Below are 25,814 nucleotides of genomic sequence, written 5' to 3'. Positions count from 1 at the left end.
CACGCGAAATGTTCCACGTGGAGTATTACTCGCCGGGGTCGCGACAGGCAAGTGCCCCCGGAGCTCGAACACGAGCCGGGGGCACTTGGTGACGCAGTGCCGGAAGAGGTCAGACGTAGCGTTCGAGGATGCTGGACTCGGCCAGCCGGGACAGGCCCTCACGGACGGTGCGGGCCCGGTTCTCGCCGACCCCCTCGACCGTCTGCAGGTCGTCGATGCTTGCCGCGAGCAACTTCTGCAGGTGACCGAAGTGGTCGATCAGCCGGTCGATCACGGCACCCGGCAACCGCGGCACCTTGGCCAGCAGCCGGTAGCCGCGCGGGGTGACCGCGGCGTCGAGCTGCTCGGCGCCGCCGAGCTGCAAGGCGCGGGCGACCTGGCCGATGTCGAGCAGGTCCGTCGGGCTGACCGCGTCGAGCTCGAGCAGGACGTCGTCGGCCGTCTTGGGCCGGCGTCCCGCGGACGGCGGCAGGTAGTCGCGAACCACGAGCTCGCGCTCGCCGGCGACCCCGGCGACGAGCTCGTTGAGCTGCAGGGTGAGCAGCCGGCCGTCGGTGCCGAGCTCGACGACGTACCCGTCGATCTCGGTGGCGATCCGCCGGACCATCTCCAGCCGCTGGGCGACCGCGGCCACATCGCGCACCGTGACCAGATCCTCGATCTCCAGCGCGGACAGCGTGCCGGACACCTCGTCGAGACGCAGCTTGTAGCGCTCGAGGGTGGCGAGCGCCTGGTTCGCGCGGGACAGGATGGCGCCGGAGTCCTCCAGTACGTACCGCTGGTCGTCGACGTACAGCGCGATGATGTGCATCGACTGCGACACCGAGATCACCGGGAAGCCGGTCTGCCGGGCGACCCGGTCGGCGGTGCGGTGCCGGGTGCCGGTCTCGTCGGTCTCGATCGACGGATCCGGCATCAGGTGCACGGCGGCCCGGATCAGCCGGGTGGCGTCGCGGTCGAGGACGATCGCGCCGTCCATCTTGCTCAGCTCACGCAGGCCGGTCGCGGTGAACTCGACGCCGATCTCGAAGCCGCCGGTCGAGATCGAGTCGACGATCTTGTCGTGCCCCAGGACCAGCAGGGCGCCGGTGCGCCCGCGCAGGATCCGTTCCAGGCCTTCGCGCAGTTCGGTCCCGGGTGCCACCGCCGCGAGGGTCGCGCGCATCCGGGCGCCGGTGCTGTTCTTGTCGGAATTCGGAGCCACGGAACCTGAGTCTATGCGGTCGTGCGGAGACGGGCGGGCGCAAGTCCCCCGCTCGGCGTCGGTCGCGGGGTGCGGTCGGGGTCGCGCTTGCACGTGCGCGTGCAAGCGCCCGTGCATCCGGACCGTGCAGTTCAGGTTTCCCGCGTGAATCAAGCCGTTCGCCGTACGACGCCTGCCGCGTCAGGGGCAGCGGATGACCTGACCGGCGTACGACAGGCCGCCGCCGAATCCGAACAACAGCACCGGCGCGCCGGACGGGATCTCGCGCTTCTCGACCAGTTTCGACAGTGCGATCGGGATGCTCGCGGCCGATGTGTTGCCGGACTCGACCACGTCCTTCGCGACCACCGCGTTGACCGCGCCGAGCCGCTTCGCCAGCGGCTCGATGATACGCAGGTTGGCCTGGTGCAGGACCACGCCGCCGAGCTCCTCGGGTTTCAGGCCGGCCTTCTCACAGACCTGCTGCGCGATCTCCGGCAACTGCGTCGTGGCCCAGCGGAAGACGCTCAGCCCTTCCTGCTGGAACGGGCCTTCGCGGCCCTCGATCCGGACCGCGTCCGACATCTCCGGCACCGAGCCCCAGACGACCGGGCCGATCTCGGGCTCGTCGCTGGCCACCAACACGGCCGCACCGGCGCCGTCGCCGATCAGCACGCAGGTGGTGCGGTCGGTCCAGTCCGTCCAGTCGCTCAGCTTCTCCACGCCGATCACCAGCGCCTTCGACGCGGCGCCGGCCCGGATCGCCTGGTCGGCGGTCGCCAGCGCGTAGGCGAAGCCGGAGCATGCCGTGTTCAGGTCGATCGCGGCCGGATTGCCCAGGCCCATCCGGGCGGCGACCCGAGCGGCGATGTTCGGTGACCGGTCGATCGCCGTACAGGTCGCGACCACGATGTAGTCGATCTCGGCCTTGTCCAGGCCGGCGTTCGCGACGGCCTTGTCCGCGGCCCGCCAGGCCATCTCGTCGACCTGCTCGTCGGGCGCCGCGATCCGGCGCTCCCGGATCCCGACCCGGCTCTGGATCCACTCGTCGTTGGTCTCCACCATCGTGGCGAGCTCGTCGTTGGTGAGCACCCGCTCCGGCTGGTAGTGGCCGAGCGCGACAACTCTGGATCCGGTCATCTGGTGCTCCTGCAGTCATCCGGGGTACGCCGGGCAGTGTCCAGGCTCGACGCTGAACCCGGTGGGGGCGCCACCAGCGTACGTTCCTGACCCGCAGGCTGTAGATCCCCCGTCTCACCCCCGACCGCGCGGTGTGGCCGGGAACACAACCACCTCAGGCGAGGCCGGCGGCCAGCAGGGCGGAGGGGAGGTCAGGGGCCGCGAAGACGCGGAGACCGTACTTGGCCTGCATGTCCATCGGCTTGAGGTCCTTGCTGCGGTTCGGGACGTCGGCGGGCACGATCGCCTTGGTGAACCCGAGCCGGGCGGCTTCGGCGAGCCGCTTCTCCAGGCCGCCGACCCGGCGGACCTCGCCGGCCAGCCCGACCTCTCCGATAGCGATCAGGCCGGGGTGGATCGGCCGGTCCATCACCGAGGACGCGACCGCGATCGCGACAGACAGGTCGGCGACCGGCTCGGTGATCTTCACGCCGCCGACGGTGGCGACGTACACCTCTTGGTCGGTCAGCTTGAGTCCGACCCGATTGCCGAGGACGGCGAGGACCATCGCGACCCGGGACGTCTCCAGACCCGACGTGGTCCGGCGTGGCTGTGGGGCGGCGGACGGGCCGACCAGTGCCTGCACCTCGGCGAGCAGCGGTCTGCGGCCCTCCATCATGACGGTCACGCAGGTGCCGGCGACCGGCTCGGCGTGCTCGGAGACGAACAGTCCGGTCGGGTCGCTCACCTCGACGATCCCGGTGTCGACCATGTCGAAGCAGCCGACCTCGTCCGACGGCCCGAACCGGTTCTTCGTCGCGCGCACCATCCGGAACCCGGAGTGCCGGTCGCCGTCGAACGCGAGCACGACATCGACGAGATGCTCGAGCATCCGCGGGCCGGCGATCGCGCCGTCCTTGGTGACGTGGCCGACCAGCACGACGGCGATGTGCCGCTCCTTGGCCAGCCGCACCAGCGCGCCGGTGACCTCGCGGACCTGCGTCACGCCGCCGGGCGCGCCGTCCACCTCGGGGTGCGCCATGGTCTGCACCGAGTCGATCACCAGGAACGACGGATCCACCGCGTCGACCTGACCGACCACGGCGCCGAGGTCGGTCTCGGCCGCGAGGTACAGCTCGTCGACCAGTGCGTCGGTCCGTCCGGCGCGCAATCGCACCTGTGCGGCCGACTCTTCACCGGAGACGTAGAGCGTGCGTTGACCGCGCCGAGCCGACTGAGCAGCGACCTCGAGCAGCAGCGTCGACTTCCCGACGCCCGGCTCACCCGCGAGCAGGATCACCGCTCCTGGTACGACGCCACCGCCGAGGACCCGGTCGAGCTCGGCGATACCGGTCGGGCGGGACTCGGCCTCGATCGCGGACACCTTGGCGATCGGCATCGCGGGCGACGACACCGGGCCGGCCGTGATCCGGGCGGCCTTCGGCGCACCGACCTCGGCGACCGTGCCCCACTGCTGGCACTCACCACAGCGGCCGATCCAGCGCGCGGTAGTCCACCCACACTCCGAGCACGCATACGCCGGTGCCTTGCTCTTGGTCTGCCCCGCCGCCTTCGCCATGCCCAACAACCTAGGCGACCCCGCCGACAACTCCCGGCATCCCATCCACAACCACCCCGAGTCCCGGTGGGTCAGCGGTCCAGGGTGAGGTGGCCGCGCAGGCGGTTGAGGCTGCGGGTGAGCCAGTTGACGGCCAGGTGGCGGGGAGTGTCGTCGGGGACGACCGGGAGCTGCGCGGTTTCGCGGGCGGCTTCGAGGTACTTGGTCAGGAGCTCGCTCTCCGAGGTGCGTAGGAGGGCGCTCTGTTCGAGGAGTTCGACAGCGGGTTGCAGATGGCCGGCGGCGACCTCGGCGGAGCCCAGGTGTTGCAGGCAGCGGGCGCGGCCTTCGCGTTCGTCGATCTCGGCGTACAAGTGGGCGGCGTGCTCCCACCAGCGCTTGGCTTCGTGCGGACTGCGCTGCATCCACGCGGCCACACCAGTCAGCTCCAGTGCGTGCGCCTGACCACTCACATCGCCTGCGGCCGTAGCGCGAGCAACCGCCGGCCGAAGCTGGTCCAGCGCACCCTCGGCGTCCTGCTGATACAGATGCACGACCGCGAGGTTGATGAAGATCGCCACCTCGGCCGCGAGGTCAGGACCCGGCCGGCTCAGTCGTGCGTCGTCCAGCCGATCGCGTGCGTTCAGCACCGCCTCGACGCGGTCGTTCCCGGCCGGCGCCTGCTCGGCCCGAGCCAGGTGCAACAGTGCCCGCTCCACTTGCCGACGAGTCGTCAACGCGGCCGCCGTACGGCTGTGGGTCGCCACGTTGTCCGAGATGCCCAGCCGCGTGCTCGCCGCTTCCGAGTCGCCCATCATCCGGTACGCCGTTGCCGCGCGAACAGCAGCCAGCTCCGCAAGGTCCCGGCGTCCACACCCGTCCGCGACCGCGTTCAGGAACTCACTCAACTCCAGCAGTGCACCCGGCTCAGAGCGACGTACGTACCAAACCTCCAGGGCGTCGCAGATCCGGGCCAGGTCGTCGGCGGTGTCGTCACGCGCTTTCTCGGTGAGCAGGAGCTCTCGCAGCCAGGGCTCGTTCACCGAGTACCACTCGGCCGCGGCCATGCCGCCGGCGTCGGAGCCGAGCGCGATCATCCACTGCTCTGCCTCCTCCGCGGCCGCATGCAGTTCCGGTGCGGCCATCGGAACGACATCGCCGCGCCGCCAGCGCCGATAGGCCCGCAACAGCGTCGGTGCGTTGTAGACCGCCCAGACCAGGAAGAAGACAATGGTCAGCGACAGACCGGCCACGCGGACCCAACCGCCACTGTCGAGGCTCTGCGACAACCTCTCGGACGCCAGTCCGGACAACAGACCGGACGCCAGCGCGCTGATTCCGAAGAACCAGCCGCGCGACCGGTTGGGTCGTGGCCTCTCGTCTGGTTTCGGTTCTTCCGCGGTCATGGCCTGCTCCCCGCGGTCAGTCCGCGGACCACGGTCTGCCAGAAGGTCAGCATCAGTGCTACGGGCACGACGGACGCGACCGCGGCAGCGGCAGCGGCAGTCCCACTCGAGGCCGAGAACTGCCGCGCCTCACCCCACAGCACCAGCGACAACGGCGTCGTACCCGGTCCGCTGATCAGGAAGCCGACGATGAAGTCGTTCCACACCAACGCGAACTCCAGCACCGCAACTGCAAGTAGTGCGGGCCGATAGGTCCGCTGCACAGTAGCCAGTACGGCGCTCTGCCGCGCAGGACCCTGCAATGCCTCAGACACCAACGCAGGTGGTGCAGATGCGAAGGCGGACCGCAGCAAGAGCACCGCGAACGGCAGACCGGCAGCCGCATGCACGAGCGCCAACGCAACCCGGGAACCCGCGAGCCCCGCAGTACCGATCGCATCCCGCAGTGGAGCGGCGTACATCTGAACAGGCGTAACCGCCAACACCACAAAGGCAGACGTGACCACGCGGCCCAACCACTGCGGCAAACCACCCCAGGCAACCAGATAGGCCGTCGGTACGGCGATCACCAGCAAGACAGCCGTGGCAGCGCCCGCAATGAGCACTGTGGACAGCAAAGCCCGGAAGAGCCCGACATTGGCGGCAGCCGCGAACGACGAGAACCCAAGTCCTGAAAGCGACCACCAGCCTCGCAGACCGGCTTCGCGTGGTGAGTGCAGGGCGGTGGCGACGAGCACCACGGCAGGGAAGATCCACACCAGACTCACAGCGAAGCCGACCGTCCAGCCGATCCGCCGTACCCGCTTGCTCGGCTTCGGTCGACCCACCGACGGATCAGGCGGTACGACGGCCACGGGCATCGCCCAGCGCCGCCGCCGCAGTCCACGAACGCCGATCACCCCGACAGCGGCCACGATCGCGAACAGCACCACCCCGAGTGCCGCCGTCCGTCCGGAGTCGTCGCCACTCGTGGTCGCACGCCACCAGTTGAGGCCGAGCACATCCGCGGACCGCTGCATCGAACCCGGTACGACGATCAGCACCAGGTCGAAGACCCGGACCGCCGCGATCACCAGGGTCAGCGTGACCACACCGGTGATCGGCCGCAGTAGTGGGATCTCCAACGCACGCAATCGCCGCCACCCGGTCACACCTTCGGCGGCGACAGTCCGGGTGACGTCGTCGGGGATCGCGTCCAGTCCGGCGCGGAACAGCGACACGACGTACCCGAGCCAGGTCCAGCCGAAGGCGGACACCAGTACGAGCCAGATCAAGCCTGGCCCGAGCCAGACCGGGCTCGCCCCGAACAGCCGGCTCCAGACCGCCGTCACGGTCCCGCGCTCCGGCGTCGGGTCGAAGATCAGCCGGAACGTCGCACCGGAGACCAGGATCGACACAGCGAACGGGATCACCAGTGCGGGCTGCAGGAACGAGGTCAGCGCGGGGAGCCGATAACTCAGCAGGGCGAGGAAGAACCCGACCACCACCAGTCCGAAGGCGACCAGTACCCAGAGCAGACTGTTGCCCACGGCACGCAATGCACCGGGGTCGCCCATCACCGCGAAGTTGCCGAAGCCGAAGCCGCCCGGGGTCCGGAACGCCGCGACCACGGTCACTCCGATCGGCACCAGCAGCAGACAGCTCAGCAGCAGCGCCGGCAACCCCAGCAGGTACGGACCGGCCGGCCGGCGCGGTTTTCCCGGTACGGGTCGGCCGCTCACCTCCCGGCCGACGACCTCGAGCGACAGGCCGTTGGTCTGCAGGCCCATCAGCCCTCCACCTTCCGTGTCTCGGTCATCGCCGCGTCGACAGCCTCGGGTACGACGGAAGCCCCGCGGCCACCGATCTGGATCAGGAAGTCCGTGAGCACGCGCCAGAGTCCGTTGATGTCACCGAGGCGACCGAGCCGGTCGGACAGGTCGAACTCCAACAGCTCCCCGGGCCTGGTCAGCTGTTCCGCGAGCCTGGTGAGCTCGGGGGAGTAGCCCGACACCCGTCCGTCGACCAGGAACCCGCCTTCCTTGATCCACGGGTCCGCAGCGGTCGGTGCGGCCAGCCGACGGACGAGATCGAGCGCGTCGTCGGTCGTCGGCTTCGGCAACACCATCACGTCACCACCCACCACCACAGGCGCTGCCCCACCCGGTGTCAGCGGCGGGAAGGTGAAAACGCCGATGTCGGCCGGGTCCGCGGCAAACGACCGTACGACTGGTTCTGCGAAGTCGGATGCCAGCACCATCGCGGCTCTGCGGTGGCCGAACACCTCCACCAGGGCATCTGGGAACTGCTGTACCAGTGAGCGGTTCACACCACCGGCCAGTGCATCCGGAGCCGACCACATCGTCCCGAGCAACCGCAGTGCGGCGGCGAACTGTGGCTGCCGTGACGGACGCGGATCAGTCGCTGTCGCAAGACCCTCATAGACAGCGGGCGCGATGCCCAGCAGCACGTTCTCCAGGAAGTCCGTCAGCACCCAGCCGTCACCAGCGGCGAGGGACAGCGGCGTGATACCCGCCTGTGTGAGTGTCTGGTTGAGCTCCAACCACTCCGCCCACAACCGCGGAGGTTGTACGCCGGCCTCCCGGAAAACCGAGGGCCGATACCAGACCGCCGACTTGTGAGCCGTCTTGAAGGGCACGCCGTACGTCGTCTTGTCGTGCACCAGAAGGTCTTTCCACAGCCGGGCCTGGCCGAGTCCGGCGAGGTCGGCCGGGATGGGTTCGAGGTCTTGGAGATGACGAGGGACCAGGCCGGGCTGCGGCAGCATCACGATGTCCGGACGGCGCGTGGACCGAGCTCCGAACGCGGTGGAGATGTCATCGCCGAGCGGCACGACCTCTACGGGGTAGTCCAGCTTGCCGAGGCCGTCGAGTACCTGATGGAAGGCGCGTAGCTCCTGACCGCTCCAGCTCACCGCAATGCGCACGCTGCGGCGCAGGCCGAGCACGTCACTCGAACAGCCCGTGACCAGTAGCGCGCCGGCGGCGCCCAGGAACGCCCGACGACTACTCCGCATCGAGGAAGCCCGTCGTCCGTGCCGCATTGGTCGTGATCAGCAGCAGAGCTGCCGAGGAGAGGTCCGGGTTGTGTTCGATCCGCAGCAGAGATCCCCACGTCGGCAGGCCGTTCGCGTCCTCCAGCAGGATCACCCGTGGGTACGCGCCGAGTGCCCGGGCCACACCGGCCAGCCGGCGCCGGCCTGGCGTGATCTCATGCGGATAGCGGTCCAGCACGTCCTCGAGACCGCAGCGGGCCGCCTTGACCAGACTCTGTTCCTTCGCGGCCTGCTTGGTCACGGGATGCGCAACTCGGTGCCCGTGGATCACGTTGTCGAGAACAGTCAGGTGTGGCAGCAGTCCGCCTTCGGCCGGGATCAGTCGGACCGGTCCGCCGACCTTCACCACCACACCGTCCGGTGGATCCTCCGCACCGGTGACCAGGTCGGCCAGCTGGCGGGCTGCGGCGGCAGAGGGCATCACCAGGGCTCGCTGCTCACCTACATCGATCCGAAGTCGGTCCGGCAACCCCGGTACGCGTTCGAGCAGGAGTCCGTCCATCCCTGGCTGGCGCCTCCCCAGAAGACCCGTCGAGTGGTCCGTCAACCCTATGGGTCATCGAGGTCCGTCCGCAGCCGGTCCCGGGTGTCGCTTCAGAGACTTTCAGAAGGCGTTCAGAAGTCCTTGCTCCAGAGATTGATCGCATAGTCGACCTCGACACCGGAGTGCGACGCGATGATCCGGTCCGCGTCGGCGGGCTTGAACTCGATCCGGACCACGGCCTCGAAGTCCGCACGCCGCTCGAACCGCCAACCCATGTCCAGGAGTGTTCGCGTCCATCCGCGTTCGGTGAAGAACTTCTCCACGACGTCCGGCTTGATCGTCGGGTACGCCGCGACGAACCAACGGCCGAACGTCGACCGGCTCGCGTCGTTGTCGATCACGAACGCCGTGCCACCACGCCGCATCACCCGGTCCAGCTCCGCCAGTCCGGGCTCACAGCCGGGCCCGAAGAAGTACGCCCAGCGCGCATGCATCACGTCGACCGAGGAGTCCGGCACCGGCAACTGCTGCGCCGTACCCTGCCGCACCTCGACGTTGGCCAAGGCACGCGTTCGCCGACGGGCCGCGTCGGCCAGCGTGCCATGCGGCTCCACCCCGATCACTCGCGCGGCGGTCGCGGCGAACATCGGCAGGTGGTATCCGGTCCCGCATCCGATGTCGAGCACCGTCAGCCCGGCCCAGTCCCGGATCGCCCGCAGGGCCGGCTCGATCACCCCGTCCGGATCCACCGCCCGGTTCTCGACCTCGTACACCTTCGGGTGATGCCAGATGTTCGGACTGGGAATCCCACCCTCCGCAATGCTCACGTTGTTAGACCTTAGTTGCCGCCGGCAGCGGTCTGCTCGTCGCGGCGGCCAGCAGAGCGACAGGGATCAGGAGCATGCCGCAGAGTACGGCGAGCCAGTGAAAACCGAGGTGCGCCAGGACCGGGCCGGCGGCGATGCCGGCGATGGAGGCGAAGACGCCCATGGTGAGGTCGGACAGGCCCTGCGCGGACGTGCGGATGTCTTCCGGGACAGAGCGGGACAACAGAGTGGACCCGGCGACCAGGCAGGCGGACCAACCGAGGCCCAGCAGCGCCAGGGCGGCGGCGGTCAGGCCGTGGGCGTCATCCGGAGCGAGCGCGGCCACAGTCATGGCTATGGCGAGGATGGCCAGGCCGATGCCGATGGTCGGGATGCGGCCGAGGCGGTCTGCCAGCCAGCCCATGACGGGGGACAGGGCATACATGCCCGCCACATGACCGCTGATGACGAAGCCGACGATCGTCAGAGATGCACCGTGGTGCCGCAGGTGGACCGACGTCATCGACATGACTCCGACCATCACCGCATGTGCGACAGCGATGGAGAACAGTCCGAGCCGGGCATTGGGGATCGACACCACGCGCCGGAAGGTTGGTGCCAGCGGCTGTCGCTCCACCTTCGCTCGCGGCGTGACCTGCTGTAGTCGGCGCAACCCGAACCACACGGTGGCCAGACTGAGCCCGAACGCGATCACGGAGAACACGTACGGACCAGCGAGCGCCATGACTCCGAGCGACGTACCCACGGAGCCACCGACGCCGGTCAGGTTCGGTCCGACGACCACACCGATCGTGGTGGCCCAGACGACCAGCGACAGCGATCGGGCGACGTGGGCGGGATCGGCTGAGTCGGTTGCGGCGTACCTGGACTGCAGGTTGGAGGCAGACCCGCTGCCGAACAGGCATCCGGCAAACAGGAGCAGTAAGAGCGAGTCCACCTGCGCTGCGACGACGCTGAGCAGTGCACCAACCGTGGCGATCAGATAGCCGATCGTCAACGACACCCGTCGCCCGCGTGAACGCGCTACCCGAGCCAGCGGTACGGCGAGGAGCGCGGCACCCAGCGTGGTCGACGTGGCGACCAAGCCGGCCAGCGAGGTCGAGCCGGAGATGTTCTCCGCCAGCAGGCCCGCCACAGCGAACCCGCTCGCCACGGCCACCCCACCGAGCACGTTGCTCGCCACCAATACCCGCAAGGTCGTTCGCTGTAGCTCGGCGGGTCTCGGGTCAGCGCTCACCGGCTCACCTTCTCATCAACCTGACTCCGAAGGCACTCGATTACGGAGTGTTCAGCAGCGTTCTCAGCATGTGGGTTGCACGCACTTCCGAACGTGGACGAGCAGCGTACCGCACTTATAGGATCGTTCTGACGTAATTCAGATCCTCTTTGGAGTCCGGATGCCTGACATCGCGATCGTCCCTGCCCCGCGTGAACTCACCGTCGAGGAAGGCCAGTGGTTCACCGGCAATCCCGTCGCCGAGGCGATCCGGGACGTGGTCGAGAACCTCGGCGAGACCGAGTACCGGATCGACGTGACCGCGGACGGCGCCCGGCTGTCGGCCGGCTCCGAGGACGCGCTCCGGCACGCCGAGACGACGTACCTGCAGTTGATCGACGCGGCCGAGCCGGCCGCGGACGGCCAGGTCGCGGTGCCGGCAGTGCGGATCGCGGACGCGCCGCGGTTCGGCTGGCGGGGGATGATGCTCGACGTCGCCCGGCACTTCATGCCGAAGGAGTTCGTCCTCAAGGTCATCGACGTGCTCGCCCTGCACCGGCTGAACGTGCTGCACTTCCACCTCACCGACGACCAGGGCTGGCGGGTCGAGATCGAGGCCTACCCGAAGCTCACCGAGATCGGCGCCTGGCGCGACGAGACCATGGTCGGCAAGATGTCCCGCGGCCAGACGGAGTTCGAGTACGACGGCAAGCGCCACGGCGGCTTCTACACCAAGGACGACCTGCGCGAGATCGTCGCGTACGCCGCCGACCGCGGGATCACCGTGGTTCCCGAGATCGACCTGCCGGGTCACATGCAGGCCGCGATCACGGCATACCCGGAGCTCGGCAACAACCCGGACACGCAGCTGAAGGTCCGGCAGTACTGGGGCATCAGCGACGACGTGCTGAACGTGAACGACGAGACCGTCGAGTTCGTCCGGACCGTCCTTCGGGAGGTGCTGGAGATCTTCCCCAGCCCCTACATCCACCTCGGCGGCGACGAGTGCCCGTCGGTGCAGTGGCGGGACTCCGAAGTAGCGCAGAAGCGGCAGGCCGACCTCGGGCTGACCGAGCCGGGGCAGCTGCAGGGCTGGTTCACCGAGCAGGTCGCGACGGTGCTGGCCGAGGAGGGGCGCCGGCTGGTCGGCTGGGACGAGATGGTCGAGACCGACTGCCCGAAGGACGCGGTCATCATGGCCTGGCGGAGTGCCCAGCGCGGCGAGGTCGCAGTGAAGGCCGGGCACCAGACCGTGATGGCCCCGTGTGAGTCGGTGTACTTCGACTACTACCAGGGCGACCCGGCCACCGAGCCGCTTGCGATCGGCAACTTCATCCCGCTGGAGAAGGTCTACGACTTCGAGGTGATCCCGGCGTCGCTCACCTCGGAGGAAGCCGAGCTGATCATCGGCACCCAGTGCCAGATCTGGACCGAGTACATGCCGGACGAGGCGCAGGTCGGCTACATGCTGCTGCCGCGGCTGTCCGCCTTCGCCGAACGCGCGTGGGGTTCACCCAAGACGTCCTACGACGAGTTCCTCGGCCGCCTGCGTCCGCACCTGTCGCGGATCGAGGCGATCGGCGTCAACTACCGGCCGCTCGACTGACCCCGCGACACCCGCCAACACCCTCCGTCCGATAGTTGCTGAGTCGGTAACTAAATCTGGGTGAAGGGTGTCGGACGGGTGTAGACGGCCTGGGGTACGGCGGCGACGATGGGATGCCGGGACCAGGTCGGGAGGACTGATGACAGCGGTGGGGCCGCTGGACGCGATGTTCCTGCTGGGGGAGACGCGCGAACAGCCGATGCATGTCGGCGGACTGATGCTGTTCGAGCTGCCGGAGGGCGCCGAACGGGACCAGGTGTTCCCCGAAGGATCCCGGGACTACGTGTCGCGGCTGTACCACGACATGGTCGCGGCGCAGCCGGTCAATCCGCTGTTCGCCCGGCGGGTTCGCCACCGCGCCCGGGACCTCGGTTACTGGTCGTGGGACCGCGACGACGAGGTCGACCTCGAGTATCAGGTCCGGATGTCGGCCCTGCCCCGCCCGGGTCGCTACCGGGAACTCTTCGAGCTCACCAGTCGCCTGCACGGGACGCTTCTCGACCGGCATCGTCCGCTGTGGGAGATGCACCTGATCGAAGGTGTCGAGGGACGCCGCTTCGCCCTCTACAGCAAGATCCATCACTCGATGATCGACGGCGTCTCGGCGCTGCGCCGGCTGGCCGACACCCTCACCACCGACCCCGCGCGCACCGACATGCCCGCGACCTATGCACTCCCGTCCGCGCCGGAGACCCCGTCTACTGGCTTGCTGACGACGGTCGGCCGCCTGCCTGCACACACCGTGCGATTCCTCGCCGACCTGGCCGGTCTCACGCCGGTCGGGCTGAAGAGCATGATCCGGAGCGTGGCGGCCGAGCACTCGGCGGCGGCGTTCCAGGCGCCGCGGACGATTCTCAACCAGCCGATCACCGGCTCGCGGCGGTTCGCGGCGCAGTCCTGGCCGATCGAGCGGCTGGAGAAGGTCCGGGCGATCACCGGTGCGACGCTGAACGACGTCATGCTGGCGATGTGTTCAGGTGCCTTGCGCAACTATCTGCTTGAGCTGAACGCCCTTCCGGACAAGGCGTTGACGGCCATGGTCCCGGTGTCGTTGCGCAGTGCGGCCGATGCTCCGGGTGGCGGAAACTCGTTGAGCACGTTGATCGCCGAACTCGCCACCGACGAGGCGGACCCGGAGCGCCGGATCCGCCGGATCATGGCGTCGACCGCCTACGCCAAAGGCGTGCTGTCCGAGCTCAGCCCGTTGCAGCAACTGCTGATCGGCGCCCTCGGCTTCAGTGTCGCCGGGCCCGCCGCGGTCCTCCCGGGCGTGGCCGGCCGTACGACGCCGCCGTACAACCTGGTCATCTCGAACGTGCCCGGGCCGGCCGAGACTCCGCTGTACTGGAATCGGTCGCGGCTGCTCGGGATGTACCCGGCGAGCATCGTGCTCAACGGGCAGGCGCTCAACATCAGCGTCACCAGCTACGACCATCAACTGCACTTCGGGCTGACCGGCTGCCGCCGTACGCTGCCGCACCTGCAGCGGTTACTCACGCACCTCGAGACCTCACTCGCGGACCTCGAAAACATCCATTAGTCCTCGGCGAGGAGCGCGTCCATCTGCGCGACGCCCTGGGCGAGTCCTTCGGCCATGCCCATGCCGAGCAGCTGATCCATCTGCTCCCGAGAGTCGAACACCGACCGCAGTTCCATCCGCGTGCCCCCGTCGTACGCGCCGAGCTGGATCCGGATGCTGTTCGTCGGCAGGTCGGGGACGGGCTTGCCTTCGGAGTCCGCGAACACGTCCACGAACTCCACCGAGCTCGGCGCGTCGACCGCGGTCACGTTCCACCGGCCGTGGAACTTCTCACCCTCGGGGCTGGTCATGTAGTAGAAGACCTCGCCACCGGGTGTCAGGTCGTGCTCGATCACTGTCGCCGGATGCGTCGGCGGTCCCCACCAACGCTCCAGCTTCCGCGGATCCGCGAACAACTCCCACACCCGCTCGGCCGTCGCGTCGAAGTCCGCGATCACGGTCAAGGTCAACCCATCAAAGTCCTTGTCAACGCTGGTAACACTCATCGTTTCAGTCCCCTCGATCTCGCTTGGTCCCGCAGCCCGGCCCGTGGGTCTCGCTCAGTCCCGCGGCTCGGCCGGCTCTTCGGGTTCGGTCAGCAGTGCCGACATCCGGTCCACGCGTCCGCGCCAGGTCGCCTCGAGCTGGTCGAGTGCGTCCCGAGCCCGCCGTACGGCGTCGACGTCGGTCCGCACGAGCTGCTCCCGGCCACTGCGTTCCTTGCTCACCAGCCCGGCCCGTTCCAGTACGGCGACATGCTTCTGCACGGCCGCGAAGCTCATCGGATAAGCCTCGGCCAACCGCGACACCGACGCCGCACCCACCAGGCACCGCCGCACAATGTCCCGCCGAGTCCCATCAGCCAACGCATGCAACAGCTCGTCGACCACACCATCATCTACAACCATTTGGTTGTACGTTAGCCCCACAGCAAGGACAGGTCAAGGATCTCCAACGGATCCCGAGAGCTGTCACGGATCAGCAGCAGCCGAGATGTGGTCGGCGCGACGCAGGAGTGCGGCAAGCGGGCGTCAGCCCGCACATCCGCGGCGACGAGCCGCACCGCGGCGAGAGCCGCGTGACCGCGGGCGCTGAGCCGCACCGCGCGGCGTCAGCCGCATAACGGGCGATAGCCCGCGAGCGTCGGCGCTCAGCCGGCAGCACAAGGGCGATAAGCCCACGGAACGCGGGCGTCAGCCCGCAGGGAACGTCGGGTGGGTGGGGGCGCGCGTAGCGCGCGACGGAGGAGCGACTGCGTAGCACGCCGGGGGTAAAACCCACAGCACGCCGGGGGCGAAAACTACAGGCGGACTAGGCCGTTGGGGGTTTGGAAGACGGCGGCTACGAGGCCGGGTTGGCCGTTGGGGCCTACCCAGGCGACGTCGAGGTCGTCGAGGAGGTGGTCGGCGGGGTGGCCGATCCAGTCGGTGACGCGGACGGGGTCGCCGGCGATCTCGAGTGCGGTCAGCTTGGTGCCCTTGCCGCCGACCGACGGGTGTTCGGCGAGGTCGTCCCAGTGGATGAAGAACGGCAGTTGCGGGTCGGCGATCAGGCCCTTCACGCCGATCTGCCGCCACGTCAGGTTCACCCCGTCGGGCCGGTGCCGGTTACCGGGCACGGCTTGGCGGCCGAGGCGCTTCTCCATCCGCTCCATGTCGCGGACCGCCACCACCCAGCCCAGCCATCCGCCGCCGAGCTCCTTCCGAGCGCGGACCGCCTGACCGAACGGTGCCTTGTCGGAGGCAGGGTGGTCGAGTACGTCGACCACCTCGATGTAGCGGTCGTTCTCCAGCGGCAGGATGTGGTTGACCGTGCCGAAGCGCGGGTGCACACCGCCGTCCACGAACTCCGCTCCGAGTAGCGCGGACAACCGCTCGACGGTCGCACGGCACCCATCGGGTCCGCACGCGTACGACAGATGATCCAGACGCATGCCAGCCATTCTGGCCCCACCCACCGACAGTCGCGGCGGCAGGGGTGTGTCGGGCTAGGGTTCACATCATGCGTACGGTCGTTATCGGAGGCACAGGTCATATCGGCACTTACCTCGTTCCGGGGCTCGTGCGCCTCGGGCATGAGGTCACGGTGCTCAGTCGCGGCGCACGTACGCCGTACCAGTCGGACGCGGCGTGGAAACAGGTCGAGCTGATCCAGGTCGACCGGGAAGCCGAGGACGCCGCCGGAACCTTCGGCCAGCGGGTCGCCGACCTGAACCCCGATGTGGTCGTCGACCTGATCTGCTTCACCGAGGACAGCGCACGTCAACTCGTCGAGGCGGTGGAAGGAAAGGTCCAGCACCTCCTGCACTGCGGCACGATCTGGGTACACGGCCCGAGCGTGACCGTCCCGACCCGGGAGGACGCGCCGCGCAGGCCCTTCGGCGACTACGGCGTACAGAAGGCCGCGATCGAGTCCTACCTGCTCGGCAAGGCCCGCCGCGACGGGCTGCCGGTCACGATCATCCACCCCGGGCACATCAGCGGCCCCGGCTGGACGCCGATCAACCCGGCCGGCAACCTCGACCTCGGCGTCTTCGAGAAGCTTGCCCGAGGCGACGAGTTGGCGTTGCCGAACTTCGGCCTGGAGACCATCAACCACGTCCACGCGGCCGACGTCGCGGGCATCTTCCTGGCCGCGCTGTCCAGCCACTCGACCGCGGTGGGCGAGAGCTTCCACGCGGTCGCCGACGGCGCGATGACACTGCGCGGGTACGCCGAAGGCGTGGCGAGCTCGTTCGGTCAAGAAGCCAAGCTGACGTTCATGTCGTGGGACGAGTGGACCAAGACAGTCTCCGATCGGGACGCGGCGACGACGAAGGACCACATCGCGCACAGCCCGAACTGCTCGATGGAGAAGGCGGCCCGCCTCCTTGGCTTCCGGCCGCGCTACTCCGCGCTCGAAACCACCCTCGAAGCCATCCGCTGGCTCGTCGACAACGAGAAGATCACTACTTAGAGGCGGGGTGCGGTAGCAACGGCCGCGCCGCCTCCAGGTGCTGCTTGCACAGCTCCGCGAGTACGTCGTACGCCTTGAGGCCCATCAGGGTCTGGAGCTCGACCTTGCTGGACTCGAAGACGGCCTCGACGCCGATGTGCGCCTCGGTGTTGCCGGTGCAGTACCAGTCCAGGTCGTGTCCGCCCGGACCCCAGCCGCGCCGGTCGTACTCAGCGATGCCGACCTCGGTGTACGTCGTACCGTCCGGGCGCTCGACCTCGCGGAACGTACGGCGGATCGGCAGCTGCCAGCACACGTCCGGCTTGGTCTCGACGAAGTGCACGCCGCGCTTGAGCGCCAGCCCGTGCAGCGCGCAGCCGGCGCCACCGGGGAAGCCCGGGCGGTTCAGGAAGATGCAGGCGCCGTCCCAGACCCGGGTCTTGCGGTCGCCCTCGTCGTCGGTCTCGACCCAGCCGTTCTTACGGCCCTCCTTGCGGAACTCCCAGTCGTCCTTGGTGAGCTCCTTGACGTACGACTTCACCCGTTTCTCGTCGTCGGAGTCGGAGAAGTGCGCGCCGAGGGTGCAGCAGCCGTCGTTCGGCCGCCCCTTGTAGATGCCCTGGCAACCACCGCCGAAGATGCAGGTCCAGTTGGACGTCAGCCAGGTCAGGTCGCAGCGGAAGACCTGGTCGGAGTCGTCGGGATCGGTGAACTCGACCCACGCGCGGGGAAAATCGAGAGAAACCTCAGGCACTTGGAAAGCGTACGCGCATCCGTCCCACAACTGTGAACGAAGACTCCGGAACACGCTTGTGCTCGCGGAGTCCAGTAGCGTGAGGGTATGCGGCTCGGCGTACTCGACGTGGGATCCAACACCGTCCACCTGCTCGTGGTGGACGCGCATCGCGGTGCCGCACCGTACCCGGCGTACTCGCACAAGACCGAACTGCGGCTGGCCGAGCACCTGGACAAGGACGGCAAGATCGCGCAGTCCGGGTCCGACGGGCTGATCTCGTTCGTCAAGGAAGCGTCCGAGCTGGCCGAGGACAAGGGCTGCGAGTCGGTGCTCGCGTTCGCCACGTCCGCGCTCCGGGAGGCACCGAACGGCGAGAAGGTGCTCGACCGGGTCCGGGCCGAGACCGAGATCGACCTGCAGGTGCTGAGCGGTGAGGACGAGGCGCGGCTGACCTTCCTGGCGGTACGGCGCTGGTTCGGCTGGTCCTCGGGTCGCCTGGCGGTCTTCGACATCGGTGGCGGCTCGCTGGAGATCGCGGCCGGGTCCGACGAGGAGCCGACGGTCGCCGTTTCAGCGCCGCTCGGCGCCGGCCGCTTGACCCGCGAGGCCCTGACCACCGACCCGCCGGACAAGGATCAGGTGCGGGCGCTGCGCAAGCGGATCCGGATGGAGATGGCCGCGGTGGCCGGTGGGGTACTGCGCGCAGGCAAGCCGCAACGGTCGGTCGCCACCAGCAAGACGTTCCGCTCGCTGGCCCGGATCTGTGGCGCGGCACCGTCGGACGACGGACCGTACGTGCCCCGCGGACTGAACCGGAACGACCTGGCCGAGTGGATGCCGAAGCTGACCAAGATGTCCGCCGCCGAGCGGGCCGAGTTGCCCGGGGTGTCGGCCGGCCGGTCGTCGCAGCTGCTCGCCGGCGCGATGGTCGCGGACGCGGTGATGGACCTGTTCGACCTGCCCATGCTCGAGGTCTGCCCGTGGGCGCTGCGCGAAGGTGTCATCTTGTCCCGGCTCGACCAGTTGCAACCCCGATAGGTTCTCGATGAACACCAGCAAGACCGCGCGGATCGGCCTGTCCACCGCCTCCGTCTACCCCGAGTCCACCGCCAGCGGTTTCGAGCTGGCCGCGCGCCTCGGGTACGACGGTGTCGAGGTGATGGTCGGCATCGACCCCCTGAGCACCCAGATCGACGCGATCCAGCGGCTGGTCGACTACCACCACCTCCCGGTGCTCGCGATCCACGCGCCCTGCCTGCTGATCACCCAGCGGGTCTGGGGGACCGATCCGTGGGGCAAGCTCGAGCGCAGCGCCGAAGCAGCGAAGGATCTCGGCGCCGACGTGGTCGTCGTACACCCGCCGTTCCGCTGGCAGCGGGACTACGCGCGCGGTTTCGTCGAGGGGATCGCCCGGCTCGAGGCGGAGACCGGGGTGATCTTCGCGGTCGAGAACATGTACCCGTGGCGCGCGCCCGGCAAGGGCCTGCAGGCGTACGCGCCGAGCTGGGACCCGACCGAGCAGACCTACGCGCACACCACCCTCGACCTGTCGCACTCGTCGACCGCCGAGCAGGACTGCGTCGAGCTGGCCGCGACGATGGGCAGGACCCTCAAGCACATCCACCTGACCGACGGCACCGGCTCGGCGAAGGACGAGCACCTGGTGCCCGGCCGCGGCACGCAGCGCGCCGCGGACCTGCTGAACGGCCTGGCGAACCAGGACTTCCGCGGTCACATCATCATCGAGATCAACACCCGCCGCGCGACCAGCCGGTCCGAGCGTGAGGTCGACCTGGTCGAGTCCCTCGAGTTCACCCGCAAACACTTCGTCCGCTCGTCCCGCCGTACGTCGTTCGCCGTGACTCCGGAAGGTGAGATCTCGGAGCTCACCCCGTGACGACCCGTCGTACGGCGGACTCGACCGCGCCCCGTACGACGGGGTCCACCGGCCGGCGTACTGCGGGAGCCGGTCGGCCCGGGCGACGGCCCGGCGGACCGGACACCCGCGGTGAGATCCTCCGAGCGGCCCGGGATTCCTTTGCGGACAAGGGTTTCACCGCCACCTCGATCCGCGCGGTCGCCCGCGAGGCCGGCGTGGACGCGGCCCTCGTGCACCACTACTTCGACAGCAAGGATGAGCTGTTCATCGAGGCGATGGCGATCCCGGTCGACCCGCGGCAGATCGCCGCCCACATCCTCGACGGACCGCGCGAGGAGCTCGGCCGGCGGATCGCCACCGTGTTCCTCGGGGTCTGGGAGTCGGCCGACGGACAGCAGCGGATGAAGGCGATCTTCCGGAGCGTGGTCAGTAGTGACGAGGTCGCCCGGGTGATGCGCGAGGGCATCACGCAGTTGATCATCCAGCCGGTTTCGCGGGCGATCGACGTACCCGACGCGCATCTCCGCGTCAGCCTGGTCGCGACGCAGCTGATCGGACTCGCGATGGCCCGCTACCTCGTCGAGCTCGAACCGGTAGCCGGCGCCGACGTACAGACCCTGATCGACCGGTTGGCCCCGGTTCTCCAACTTCACCTGACTGGCTGATGCAGATCCCGACCGACCGCGAGATCGAGACGCTGCATCGCGATCACGCCCCGACCCGCGAAGCCTTCGAGGCGGTCTACTACCACTGCGATCTGGTGTGCCAGATCGCCGAAGAATTCTTTGTCGGCCTCGTCGTCTACCTGGACACCGATCTCGTTCGCGCCGGCGCTCTCCTGCACGACGTCGGCGTCTACCGCCTCTACAACTCGGCCGGTGAGCTCGACACCACTGACTACGTTCGACACGGCGTACTCGGGCACGAGCTCCTGCGGGACCTCGGCTTCCCCGAGGAGATCTGCCGCTTCGCCTCCCGGCACACGGGCGTCGGCATCACGCGTGACGACGTACTGCGGCAGTCCCTGCCCATCCCGGTCGACGACTACATCCCCGGATCGCCCGAGGAGGAACTCGTCATGTACGCCGACAAGTTCCACAGCAAGCGGACACCGCCGGTCTTCGTGTCCGGCGACTCGTACGCGGCAGGGGTCGGTCGCTGGGGCGCGGACAAGGTGGTGGCGTTCGACGCACTCCGGCGGCGGTACGGCGAGCCGGACCTGGAGTCGCTGAGCGACATCACCGGACAAGCCGTCATCTGAGTTCCCCGGTCTTGCCAAGGGGTGCCTGCGGCGCTAAATTCATCACATGGTGAAAAACGCGGTGAGTTGCCGGGACGTCGTGGTGGTGCGCGGCGACCGGGAGGTCCTGCACGGGGTCGGGTTCGATCTCCGGGCCGGGACGGTGACCGGGCTGCTCGGGCCGTCCGGCTGTGGCAAGACGACGCTGATCCGGGCGATTGTCGGTCTGCAGGCTCGCGTGACTGGCGACGTCTCCGTCCTCGGGTCGCCCGCCGGAGCACCCAAGCTGCGCGGCCGGATTGGGTACGTCACCCAGGAGTCCAGTGTGTACTTCGACCTGACCGTCACGGAGAACCTGCGCTTCTTCGCCGCCGTGCTTGGTGCTCCGTCTGACGACGTGGACCGGGTGATCGACGCTGTCGATCTGCGGAGTCACGCCAACCAGCGGGTGGATCGACTGTCGGGTGGACAGCAGTCGCGGGCCTCGCTCGCCGCGGCCCTGCTCGGGAATCCGGAACTTCTCGTCCTCGACGAACCGACCGTCGGCCTCGATCCGGTGTTGAGGCGCGACCTGTGGAACCTCTTCCACTCACTCGCGGACGCCGGTGCGACCTTGCTCGTCTCGAGTCACGTGATGGACGAGGCTTCGCGCTGCGACCGCCTCCTCTTGATGCGCGACGGCGACCTGCTCGCCGACGACACCCCGCGGGGCCTGCTCGACTCGGTCGGTACCGACGACATCGAGCAGGCGTTCCTCACCCTCATCGACCGAAAGGCTGGTGCGCGATGACGCCCCGGGTCACCTTCGCCGTCGCCGCTCGGGTCCTGGCCCAGTTGCGCCGCGACCACCGGACGGTGGCGATGCTCATCGTCCTGCCGGCGTTGCTGGTCAGCCTGATGTGGTGGATGTTCACCGACTCACCCAACGCCTTCGACCGCTTCGGCGGGCCGCTGCTCGCCGTCTTCCCGGCGATCATCATGTTCGTCGTCACCTCGGTCGCGACCCTGCGCGAACGCTCGAGCGGCACGCTGTCGCGGCTTTTCACGATGCCGATGGCGAAGCTCGATTTCCTCCTCGGCTACGCGCTGGCCTTCGCCCTCATCGCCGTCGTTCAGGCCATCGTGGTCGTGTCGATCGCCTTGTACGCCTTGGATCTCGACATCCAGGGCCCCGCCTGGCAGCTCGGCGTCGTCGCGGTCCTGGACGGAGTTCTCGGTACGGCGTTGGGCCTGTTCGCCAGCGCGTTCGCCGCCACCGAGTTCCAGGCCGTCCAGATGATGCCCGCCGTGATGATCCCGCAGATCCTGCTGTGCGGCCTCCTCATCCCCCGCGACCAACTCCCCACGGTCCTGCACGCCATCAGCGACATACTCCCGCTCTCCTACGCCGTCGACGCGGTCATAGGAGTTGCCCAAGGCAACGGCTTCACCACCGGCACCGGCCGCGACGCCCTCATAGTCCTAGCCTTCATCCTCGCCGCCCTCGGCTTAGGCGCCGCCACCCTAAAACGCCGAACCGCCTAGCCCCACGCGCGCCAGATCACCTGGTAAGCCCCTCTCGCGCCCGGCACGCCCGCTCCTGCGTCGCGTGCTACGCCGGCCACTCCCACCCGCCCCTTTGCGCGCGGCTACCGCCGCTCATCGACCACAACGTGGTCTCGCCGACTGCGGTCCGTTCGACGCCCCGCCAAGCCCGCTCCTGCGTCGCGTCCACCCGGCCCGCCGCGACCCCGGACGCAGGACAAGCCGGACCCCCGTGAACCGTCACTCAGTCGTGGATCCTGGCTGTCGACACGCCGAAAACCGTCGCCAGGATCCACGACTCGGTGACGTCTGGCCGAACAGCGCCCGCCAGTTTGCACGACTCGGCAACGTCGAGCCCACCACCCAGCGCGAAGGCTGCTCAGTCGTGCGCGCTCGATGTCTGACGCGCGTCCTCAGGGAGCTCATGCGCAAACCGCACCCGTTTCCGGCGCCTTAGCGCGTGAGCCGTCGCTCAGTCGTGGATCCTGGCGGCCGACACGCCGTAAGCCGTCGCCAGGATCCACGACTCGGCGATGTCGGGCGCCGCCGGTTGCCACGACTCGATCGCGTCGGGCGGATCGTGGCCTTCGTGACGACCGGCTTCATCGCCGTGTTGACTGGGATGCGAATGGTTCAGCGGTTGAGTGTGGGGACGCCGCCGGCGGCTGGCGCCAGTGGTAGCGGCGCGAGCTCCGATAGCCTGCGTCGATGGGTGCCGCGTCGCTGAGGTTCCTGATCGATGCTGATCACGGGCAGTTCTACGTCCAAGACTTTGAGCTCTACAGGGCATGGATAGCCGAGCACGCGATAGATCCAGACCTGCCGCCGGCCGGTTGGACGCATGAGGCGGTCTACGTCCATCGCGTCGGCGTCGAACCGCACTCGATCGCGGTCGGCACCGCCCGGGATGATCTCGTCGAGTCGCTGATCACCGTTCACGCGTCGACGCCGATCATCGAGGCATCGGCCGAGCACATCGTGGAAGCAGACCTCGATGTTCCGAGCGGTGAACTCGCCGTATACAGCCCCAGTGTCGATCCGGTCGATGGGCCGAGTCTCGCCGTGCCAGCTGGACTACTACGTGCCCGGGTCTCCTACATCCCGTCGCCGCCACCCACCGCCGAAGTCAACGGCAGCCCCGGTGACCACTTCCTCTATCAAGTCGACCTTTGGCCGGCGGGCCAGCCCCGCGAGCTGCTGATCGTCCGGCAAGGCCCCAACCCGTGGGCGGGATAGCCCGGCAGCCGATCGAGCGGCGGCGTTGGGCCTGACGACGGTCCGCGGGACCACGGTGTGGTCGAGGATGCGGCGGTAGCCGCGTGCAAAAGGGTGGGTGGGAGCGACCCGGCGTAGCACGCGACGGTAGGAGCGCGCGTAGCGGGCGCGTGGGTCGCAGTTATCCGGCGAGGTGGGAGACGTTGTGCCAGGCGGGGTCTGGGGTTGTGGTTACGGTGACCGCGCCGTGGGGCCAGCCGGTGGTGGCGGCTTTGAGTTGGGCTCCGGCGGGGGTGGTGCCGTCGGTGTAGTAGTGCAGGATGCGGGTGCCGGCGGAGGTTTCGTGGGCGAGGAGGTTGCCGGAGCCGCCGAGGCGGTCGGTGAGGTGGTCTTCGAAACTGCGGAGTTCGTCGAGCATCTCGGCTTCGGGCAGGCCGTCCTCGCGGACCACGGGGTACCCGATCGAGACCGCGGCGTGGGTGTCGAGGTGCGGGCGGCGGATCGAGCGGAGTGGGTACTCGGCGGTCGCGATCAGCCGGTGTCCGTCGCGCGTACCCTCGAGCATCTTCCACGCCGGACTGCCGTCCTCGAGCGTGTGCTCGGACGCGAACCCGGCGACCTCCGGCAGTAGCGCCTCGATGGGCCGAGCATCATCCGGCACCGAGGTGAGCGTCTCGATGGCGCCGACCCAGGTCTCCACCATCTCCTCGCCGAGAACCAGGTCGAGGATCAGGAACGTCACCCGCCGCTGCACGTCGATCGGCAGCTCAGGAAAAACAGGATGATGTACGCCGACGTGGATCGAGGCGGCATCGGGTTCGACCGAGACGACGGCCTCGTCGACCGGAATCGGCGGCAGCCCGTCGAAGCGGATCGTGAACGCGGGCCCGGGCCGGCGCAGGTCGGCGTACTCCCAGGTCTGGTCGGACGGCGGCGCGGCACGCAACCAGCGGCGGGCGACGGCCCGGTGCACGGGGTTGCCGGCGGCGGTGACGATCAGGACGTGCTCGGCGTGCAGCCCGGGACCGAGCTCCCACTCGAGATCCGGGTGGATCTCCGCGATCCGCTCGGTCAGGAGGCCGCTCGTCTCGGTCGGTTCCGTCCGGGCGATCGAGTCGGCGACGACAGCGGCTCCGGACGCGGACCACCACGACCAGAACGCGCCGATCGGATCGGCCTCCACCACGGTCCGCCGCCGACGCTTGAAGATGGGCATGCCCGCATCTTTCCTGAGCAAGGGTCGAGTACCGAACCAGTGGACCCGCTGGTGTGGTCCCGGCCACATGATTAGGGCGGGTTCGGTTCAGGCGCGTAACCTGCTGACACCACTGGCATATGGGGCCGGGTGGGTTGATGAGGAGGAACCTGTAGTGCTTCGGCGAGTCCTGCTGGGCATGTCCCGCAGCCCCCAGATCAAGAAGGCCGTGTCGTCGCTCCCGGTGTCCAGTGGCATCGTCTCGCGGTTCGTGGCCGGCGAGACCAATCCGGAGGCCGTACTGGCCACCGAGAAGCTGGTCAGCAACGGCCTGAACGTCACCCTGGACCACCTCGGGGAGGACGTCACCGACCTGGCCGCCGCGACCGCCACCGCGGACGCCTACCTCGAGCTCCTGAAGCAACTCGCGGCCGCCGGCCTGACCAAGCACGCCGAGGTCTCGGTCAAGCTGTCCGCCGTCGGCCAGGCGCTGCCCGGCGACGGCGAGAAGATCGCGCTGGAGAACGCGCGGACCATCTGCCTCGCCGCCCGCAACGCCGGTACGACGGTCACCCTCGACATGGAGGACCACACCACCACGGACTCCACCCTGGGCATCCTGCGCGAGCTGCGCCAGGACTTCCCGGAGACCGGCGCGGTGCTCCAGGCGTACCTGCGCCGGACCGAGGGCGACTGCCGCGACCTGGCCCACGCCGGGTCCCGGGTCCGGCTCTGCAAGGGTGCGTACAAGGAGCCCGAGTCGGTCGCGTTCCAGGAGAAGCGCCAGGTGGACAAGGCGTACGTCCGGGCGATGAAGATCCTGATGAACGGCACCGGCTACCCGATGATCGCCTCGCACGACCCGCGGCTGATCGCGATCGCCGGTTCGCTGGCCGAGCGCGCGAACCGTCAGCCGGGCAGCTTCGAGTACCAGATGCTCTTCGGTATCCGGCCCGAGGAGCAGCTCCGGCTGTCCGGCCTCGGCCACACCGTGCGCATCTATATCCCGTACGGGGAGGACTGGTACGGCTACCTGGTCCGCCGCCTGGCCGAGCGCCCCGCCAATCTCCAGTTCTTCGCCCGCTCCCTGATCAGCAAGAAGTAGTCCGGCCGAAGGT

Annotated in this window: 25 protein-coding genes; 11 read left to right on the top strand and 14 right to left on the bottom strand. The window is 68.7% G+C overall.

Features of this window, described 5'->3' with window-relative positions:
* Window positions 1–109 precede the first annotated feature (109 nt).
* From disA to AB0E63_RS02430, 9 genes are all read right to left on the bottom strand, one after another.
* Complete coding sequence (gene disA, locus AB0E63_RS02470) at window positions 110–1,204, bottom strand: DNA integrity scanning diadenylate cyclase DisA (protein ID WP_360360116.1); 1,095 nt, start codon at window positions 1,202–1,204, stop codon at window positions 110–112.
* 180 nt (window positions 1,205–1,384) lie between these two features.
* Window positions 1,385–2,323: a beta-ketoacyl-ACP synthase III gene (locus AB0E63_RS02465; protein WP_360360114.1), complete on the bottom strand. Its 939-nt coding sequence runs from the start codon at window positions 2,321–2,323 to the stop codon at window positions 1,385–1,387.
* Between the two features lie 154 nt (window positions 2,324–2,477).
* Window positions 2,478–3,881, bottom strand: a complete 1,404-nt coding sequence (gene radA / locus AB0E63_RS02460) for a DNA repair protein RadA (RefSeq protein WP_360360113.1) — start codon at window positions 3,879–3,881, stop codon at window positions 2,478–2,480.
* Between the two features lie 71 nt (window positions 3,882–3,952).
* Window positions 3,953–5,266, bottom strand: coding sequence for a hypothetical protein (locus AB0E63_RS02455; RefSeq protein WP_360360110.1), 1,314 nt, complete (start codon window positions 5,264–5,266; stop codon window positions 3,953–3,955).
* On the bottom strand, window positions 5,263–7,035 hold the full coding sequence (locus AB0E63_RS02450) for an ABC transporter permease subunit (RefSeq protein WP_360360107.1): 1,773 nt from the start codon (window positions 7,033–7,035) through the stop codon (window positions 5,263–5,265). The genes AB0E63_RS02455 and AB0E63_RS02450 overlap by 4 nt, the downstream gene beginning before the upstream one ends.
* The gene (locus AB0E63_RS02445; protein ID WP_360360104.1) at window positions 7,035–8,282 is read right to left on the bottom strand and encodes an ABC transporter substrate-binding protein; all 1,248 of its coding nucleotides are present in this window, start codon (window positions 8,280–8,282) and stop codon (window positions 7,035–7,037) included. Before AB0E63_RS02445 ends, AB0E63_RS02450 begins: the two co-directional genes overlap by 1 nt.
* Window positions 8,272–8,823: a hypothetical protein gene (locus AB0E63_RS02440; RefSeq protein WP_360360102.1), complete on the bottom strand. Its 552-nt coding sequence runs from the start codon at window positions 8,821–8,823 to the stop codon at window positions 8,272–8,274. Before AB0E63_RS02440 ends, AB0E63_RS02445 begins: the two co-directional genes overlap by 11 nt.
* Window positions 8,824–8,936: 113 nt before the next feature.
* Window positions 8,937–9,632 (bottom strand): class I SAM-dependent methyltransferase, encoded by a 696-nt coding sequence (locus AB0E63_RS02435; protein ID WP_360360099.1) that lies wholly within the window; start codon window positions 9,630–9,632, stop codon window positions 8,937–8,939.
* Window positions 9,633–9,636: 4 nt separating this feature from the next.
* Entirely contained in the window at window positions 9,637–10,869 is a 1,233-nt protein-coding gene (locus AB0E63_RS02430; protein ID WP_360360097.1) for an MFS transporter, read from the bottom strand.
* 160 nt (window positions 10,870–11,029) lie between these two features.
* Between AB0E63_RS02430 and AB0E63_RS02425 the strand changes: the two genes are divergently transcribed.
* Complete coding sequence (locus tag AB0E63_RS02425) at window positions 11,030–12,454, top strand: beta-N-acetylhexosaminidase (RefSeq protein WP_360360094.1); 1,425 nt, start codon at window positions 11,030–11,032, stop codon at window positions 12,452–12,454.
* Window positions 12,455–12,593: 139 nt separating this feature from the next.
* Window positions 12,594–13,994 carry a wax ester/triacylglycerol synthase family O-acyltransferase gene (locus tag AB0E63_RS02420; RefSeq protein ID WP_360360091.1) on the top strand — a complete coding sequence of 467 codons (1,401 nt, stop codon included), beginning with the start codon at window positions 12,594–12,596 and terminating at the stop codon, window positions 13,992–13,994.
* Here AB0E63_RS02420 and AB0E63_RS02415 read toward each other — a convergent pair.
* From AB0E63_RS02415 to AB0E63_RS02405, 3 genes are all read right to left on the bottom strand, one after another.
* The gene (locus tag AB0E63_RS02415; protein WP_360360089.1) at window positions 13,991–14,479 is read right to left on the bottom strand and encodes an SRPBCC domain-containing protein; all 489 of its coding nucleotides are present in this window, start codon (window positions 14,477–14,479) and stop codon (window positions 13,991–13,993) included. The genes AB0E63_RS02420 and AB0E63_RS02415 overlap by 4 nt on opposite strands.
* A gap of 54 nt (window positions 14,480–14,533) precedes the next feature.
* Complete coding sequence (locus AB0E63_RS02410) at window positions 14,534–14,881, bottom strand: metalloregulator ArsR/SmtB family transcription factor (RefSeq protein ID WP_360360087.1); 348 nt, start codon at window positions 14,879–14,881, stop codon at window positions 14,534–14,536.
* A 392-nt stretch (window positions 14,882–15,273) separates the two neighbouring features.
* Entirely contained in the window at window positions 15,274–15,906 is a 633-nt protein-coding gene (locus AB0E63_RS02405) for a VOC family protein (protein ID WP_360360084.1), read from the bottom strand.
* A gap of 68 nt (window positions 15,907–15,974) precedes the next feature.
* Between AB0E63_RS02405 and AB0E63_RS02400 the strand changes: the two genes are divergently transcribed.
* Window positions 15,975–16,928, top strand: a complete 954-nt coding sequence (locus AB0E63_RS02400; RefSeq protein ID WP_360360081.1) for an NAD-dependent epimerase/dehydratase family protein — start codon at window positions 15,975–15,977, stop codon at window positions 16,926–16,928.
* Here the strand turns inward: AB0E63_RS02400 and AB0E63_RS02395 are convergent.
* Window positions 16,921–17,661 carry a hypothetical protein gene (locus AB0E63_RS02395; RefSeq protein ID WP_360360078.1) on the bottom strand — a complete coding sequence of 247 codons (741 nt, stop codon included), beginning with the start codon at window positions 17,659–17,661 and terminating at the stop codon, window positions 16,921–16,923. The genes AB0E63_RS02400 and AB0E63_RS02395 overlap by 8 nt on opposite strands.
* A gap of 87 nt (window positions 17,662–17,748) precedes the next feature.
* Here AB0E63_RS02395 and AB0E63_RS02390 point away from each other — a divergent pair, with 87 nt between their 5' ends.
* The 7 genes from AB0E63_RS02390 (at window position 17,749) to AB0E63_RS02360 (ending at window position 23,522) form a co-directional block, all read left to right on the top strand.
* The gene (locus AB0E63_RS02390) at window positions 17,749–18,681 is read left to right on the top strand and encodes a Ppx/GppA phosphatase family protein (RefSeq protein ID WP_360360075.1); all 933 of its coding nucleotides are present in this window, start codon (window positions 17,749–17,751) and stop codon (window positions 18,679–18,681) included.
* 7 nt (window positions 18,682–18,688) lie between these two features.
* Window positions 18,689–19,540 (top strand): sugar phosphate isomerase/epimerase family protein, encoded by an 852-nt coding sequence (locus AB0E63_RS02385; RefSeq protein WP_360360073.1) that lies wholly within the window; start codon window positions 18,689–18,691, stop codon window positions 19,538–19,540.
* A complete protein-coding gene (locus tag AB0E63_RS02380; protein ID WP_360360070.1) occupies window positions 19,537–20,187 on the top strand; it encodes a TetR family transcriptional regulator in 651 nt (216 codons plus the stop codon). The genes AB0E63_RS02385 and AB0E63_RS02380 overlap by 4 nt, the downstream gene beginning before the upstream one ends.
* Window positions 20,187–20,783, top strand: coding sequence for an HDIG domain-containing metalloprotein (locus AB0E63_RS02375; RefSeq protein WP_360360067.1), 597 nt, complete (start codon window positions 20,187–20,189; stop codon window positions 20,781–20,783). Before AB0E63_RS02380 ends, AB0E63_RS02375 begins: the two co-directional genes overlap by 1 nt.
* A 46-nt stretch (window positions 20,784–20,829) precedes the next feature.
* Window positions 20,830–21,552, top strand: coding sequence for an ABC transporter ATP-binding protein (locus AB0E63_RS02370; protein ID WP_360360064.1), 723 nt, complete (start codon window positions 20,830–20,832; stop codon window positions 21,550–21,552).
* The gene (locus tag AB0E63_RS02365) at window positions 21,549–22,286 is read left to right on the top strand and encodes an ABC transporter permease (RefSeq protein ID WP_360360061.1); all 738 of its coding nucleotides are present in this window, start codon (window positions 21,549–21,551) and stop codon (window positions 22,284–22,286) included. Before AB0E63_RS02370 ends, AB0E63_RS02365 begins: the two co-directional genes overlap by 4 nt.
* A gap of 708 nt (window positions 22,287–22,994) precedes the next feature.
* Window positions 22,995–23,522: a hypothetical protein gene (locus AB0E63_RS02360; RefSeq protein ID WP_360360058.1), complete on the top strand. Its 528-nt coding sequence runs from the start codon at window positions 22,995–22,997 to the stop codon at window positions 23,520–23,522.
* 160 nt (window positions 23,523–23,682) lie between these two features.
* Here AB0E63_RS02360 and AB0E63_RS02355 read toward each other — a convergent pair whose 3' ends face one another.
* A complete protein-coding gene (locus AB0E63_RS02355) occupies window positions 23,683–24,717 on the bottom strand; it encodes a DUF695 domain-containing protein (protein WP_360360055.1) in 1,035 nt (344 codons plus the stop codon).
* Between the two features lie 154 nt (window positions 24,718–24,871).
* On the opposite strand from AB0E63_RS02355, the gene AB0E63_RS02350 reads away from it, so the two are divergent.
* Complete coding sequence (locus AB0E63_RS02350) at window positions 24,872–25,801, top strand: proline dehydrogenase family protein (protein ID WP_360360052.1); 930 nt, start codon at window positions 24,872–24,874, stop codon at window positions 25,799–25,801.
* Window positions 25,802–25,814: the final 13 nt, after the last annotated feature.

Origin of the sequence: Kribbella sp. NPDC026596, from assembly GCF_040638415.1 — a bacterium.
Taxonomy (GTDB): Bacteria; Actinomycetota; Actinomycetes; order Propionibacteriales; family Kribbellaceae; genus Kribbella.
Note: the sequence above shows the minus strand (reverse complement) of the source record. Positions and strands in the feature narration are given on the sequence as shown.

Coding starts and splice junctions, on each gene's coding strand:
- AB0E63_RS02465 (WP_360360114.1), bottom strand. CDS start 2,323: ATGACCGGATCCAGAGTTGTCGCGCTCGGCCACTACCAGCCGGAGCGG.
- radA (WP_360360113.1), bottom strand. CDS start 3,881: ATGGCGAAGGCGGCGGGGCAGACCAAGAGCAAGGCACCGGCGTATGCG.
- AB0E63_RS02455 (WP_360360110.1), bottom strand. CDS start 5,266: ATGACCGCGGAAGAACCGAAACCAGACGAGAGGCCACGACCCAACCGG.
- AB0E63_RS02450 (WP_360360107.1), bottom strand. CDS start 7,035: ATGGGCCTGCAGACCAACGGCCTGTCGCTCGAGGTCGTCGGCCGGGAG.
- AB0E63_RS02445 (WP_360360104.1), bottom strand. CDS start 8,282: ATGCGGAGTAGTCGTCGGGCGTTCCTGGGCGCCGCCGGCGCGCTACTG.
- AB0E63_RS02440 (WP_360360102.1), bottom strand. CDS start 8,823: ATGGACGGACTCCTGCTCGAACGCGTACCGGGGTTGCCGGACCGACTT.
- AB0E63_RS02425 (WP_360360094.1), top strand. CDS start 11,030: ATGCCTGACATCGCGATCGTCCCTGCCCCGCGTGAACTCACCGTCGAG.
- AB0E63_RS02420 (WP_360360091.1), top strand. CDS start 12,594: ATGACAGCGGTGGGGCCGCTGGACGCGATGTTCCTGCTGGGGGAGACG.
- AB0E63_RS02415 (WP_360360089.1), bottom strand. CDS start 14,479: ATGAGTGTTACCAGCGTTGACAAGGACTTTGATGGGTTGACCTTGACC.
- AB0E63_RS02410 (WP_360360087.1), bottom strand. CDS start 14,881: ATGGTTGTAGATGATGGTGTGGTCGACGAGCTGTTGCATGCGTTGGCT.
- AB0E63_RS02405 (WP_360360084.1), bottom strand. CDS start 15,906: ATGCGTCTGGATCATCTGTCGTACGCGTGCGGACCCGATGGGTGCCGT.
- AB0E63_RS02400 (WP_360360081.1), top strand. CDS start 15,975: ATGCGTACGGTCGTTATCGGAGGCACAGGTCATATCGGCACTTACCTC.
- AB0E63_RS02390 (WP_360360075.1), top strand. CDS start 17,749: ATGCGGCTCGGCGTACTCGACGTGGGATCCAACACCGTCCACCTGCTC.
- AB0E63_RS02385 (WP_360360073.1), top strand. CDS start 18,689: ATGAACACCAGCAAGACCGCGCGGATCGGCCTGTCCACCGCCTCCGTC.
- AB0E63_RS02375 (WP_360360067.1), top strand. CDS start 20,187: ATGCAGATCCCGACCGACCGCGAGATCGAGACGCTGCATCGCGATCAC.
- AB0E63_RS02370 (WP_360360064.1), top strand. CDS start 20,830: ATGGTGAAAAACGCGGTGAGTTGCCGGGACGTCGTGGTGGTGCGCGGC.
- AB0E63_RS02365 (WP_360360061.1), top strand. CDS start 21,549: ATGACGCCCCGGGTCACCTTCGCCGTCGCCGCTCGGGTCCTGGCCCAG.
- AB0E63_RS02360 (WP_360360058.1), top strand. CDS start 22,995: ATGGGTGCCGCGTCGCTGAGGTTCCTGATCGATGCTGATCACGGGCAG.
- AB0E63_RS02355 (WP_360360055.1), bottom strand. CDS start 24,717: ATGCCCATCTTCAAGCGTCGGCGGCGGACCGTGGTGGAGGCCGATCCG.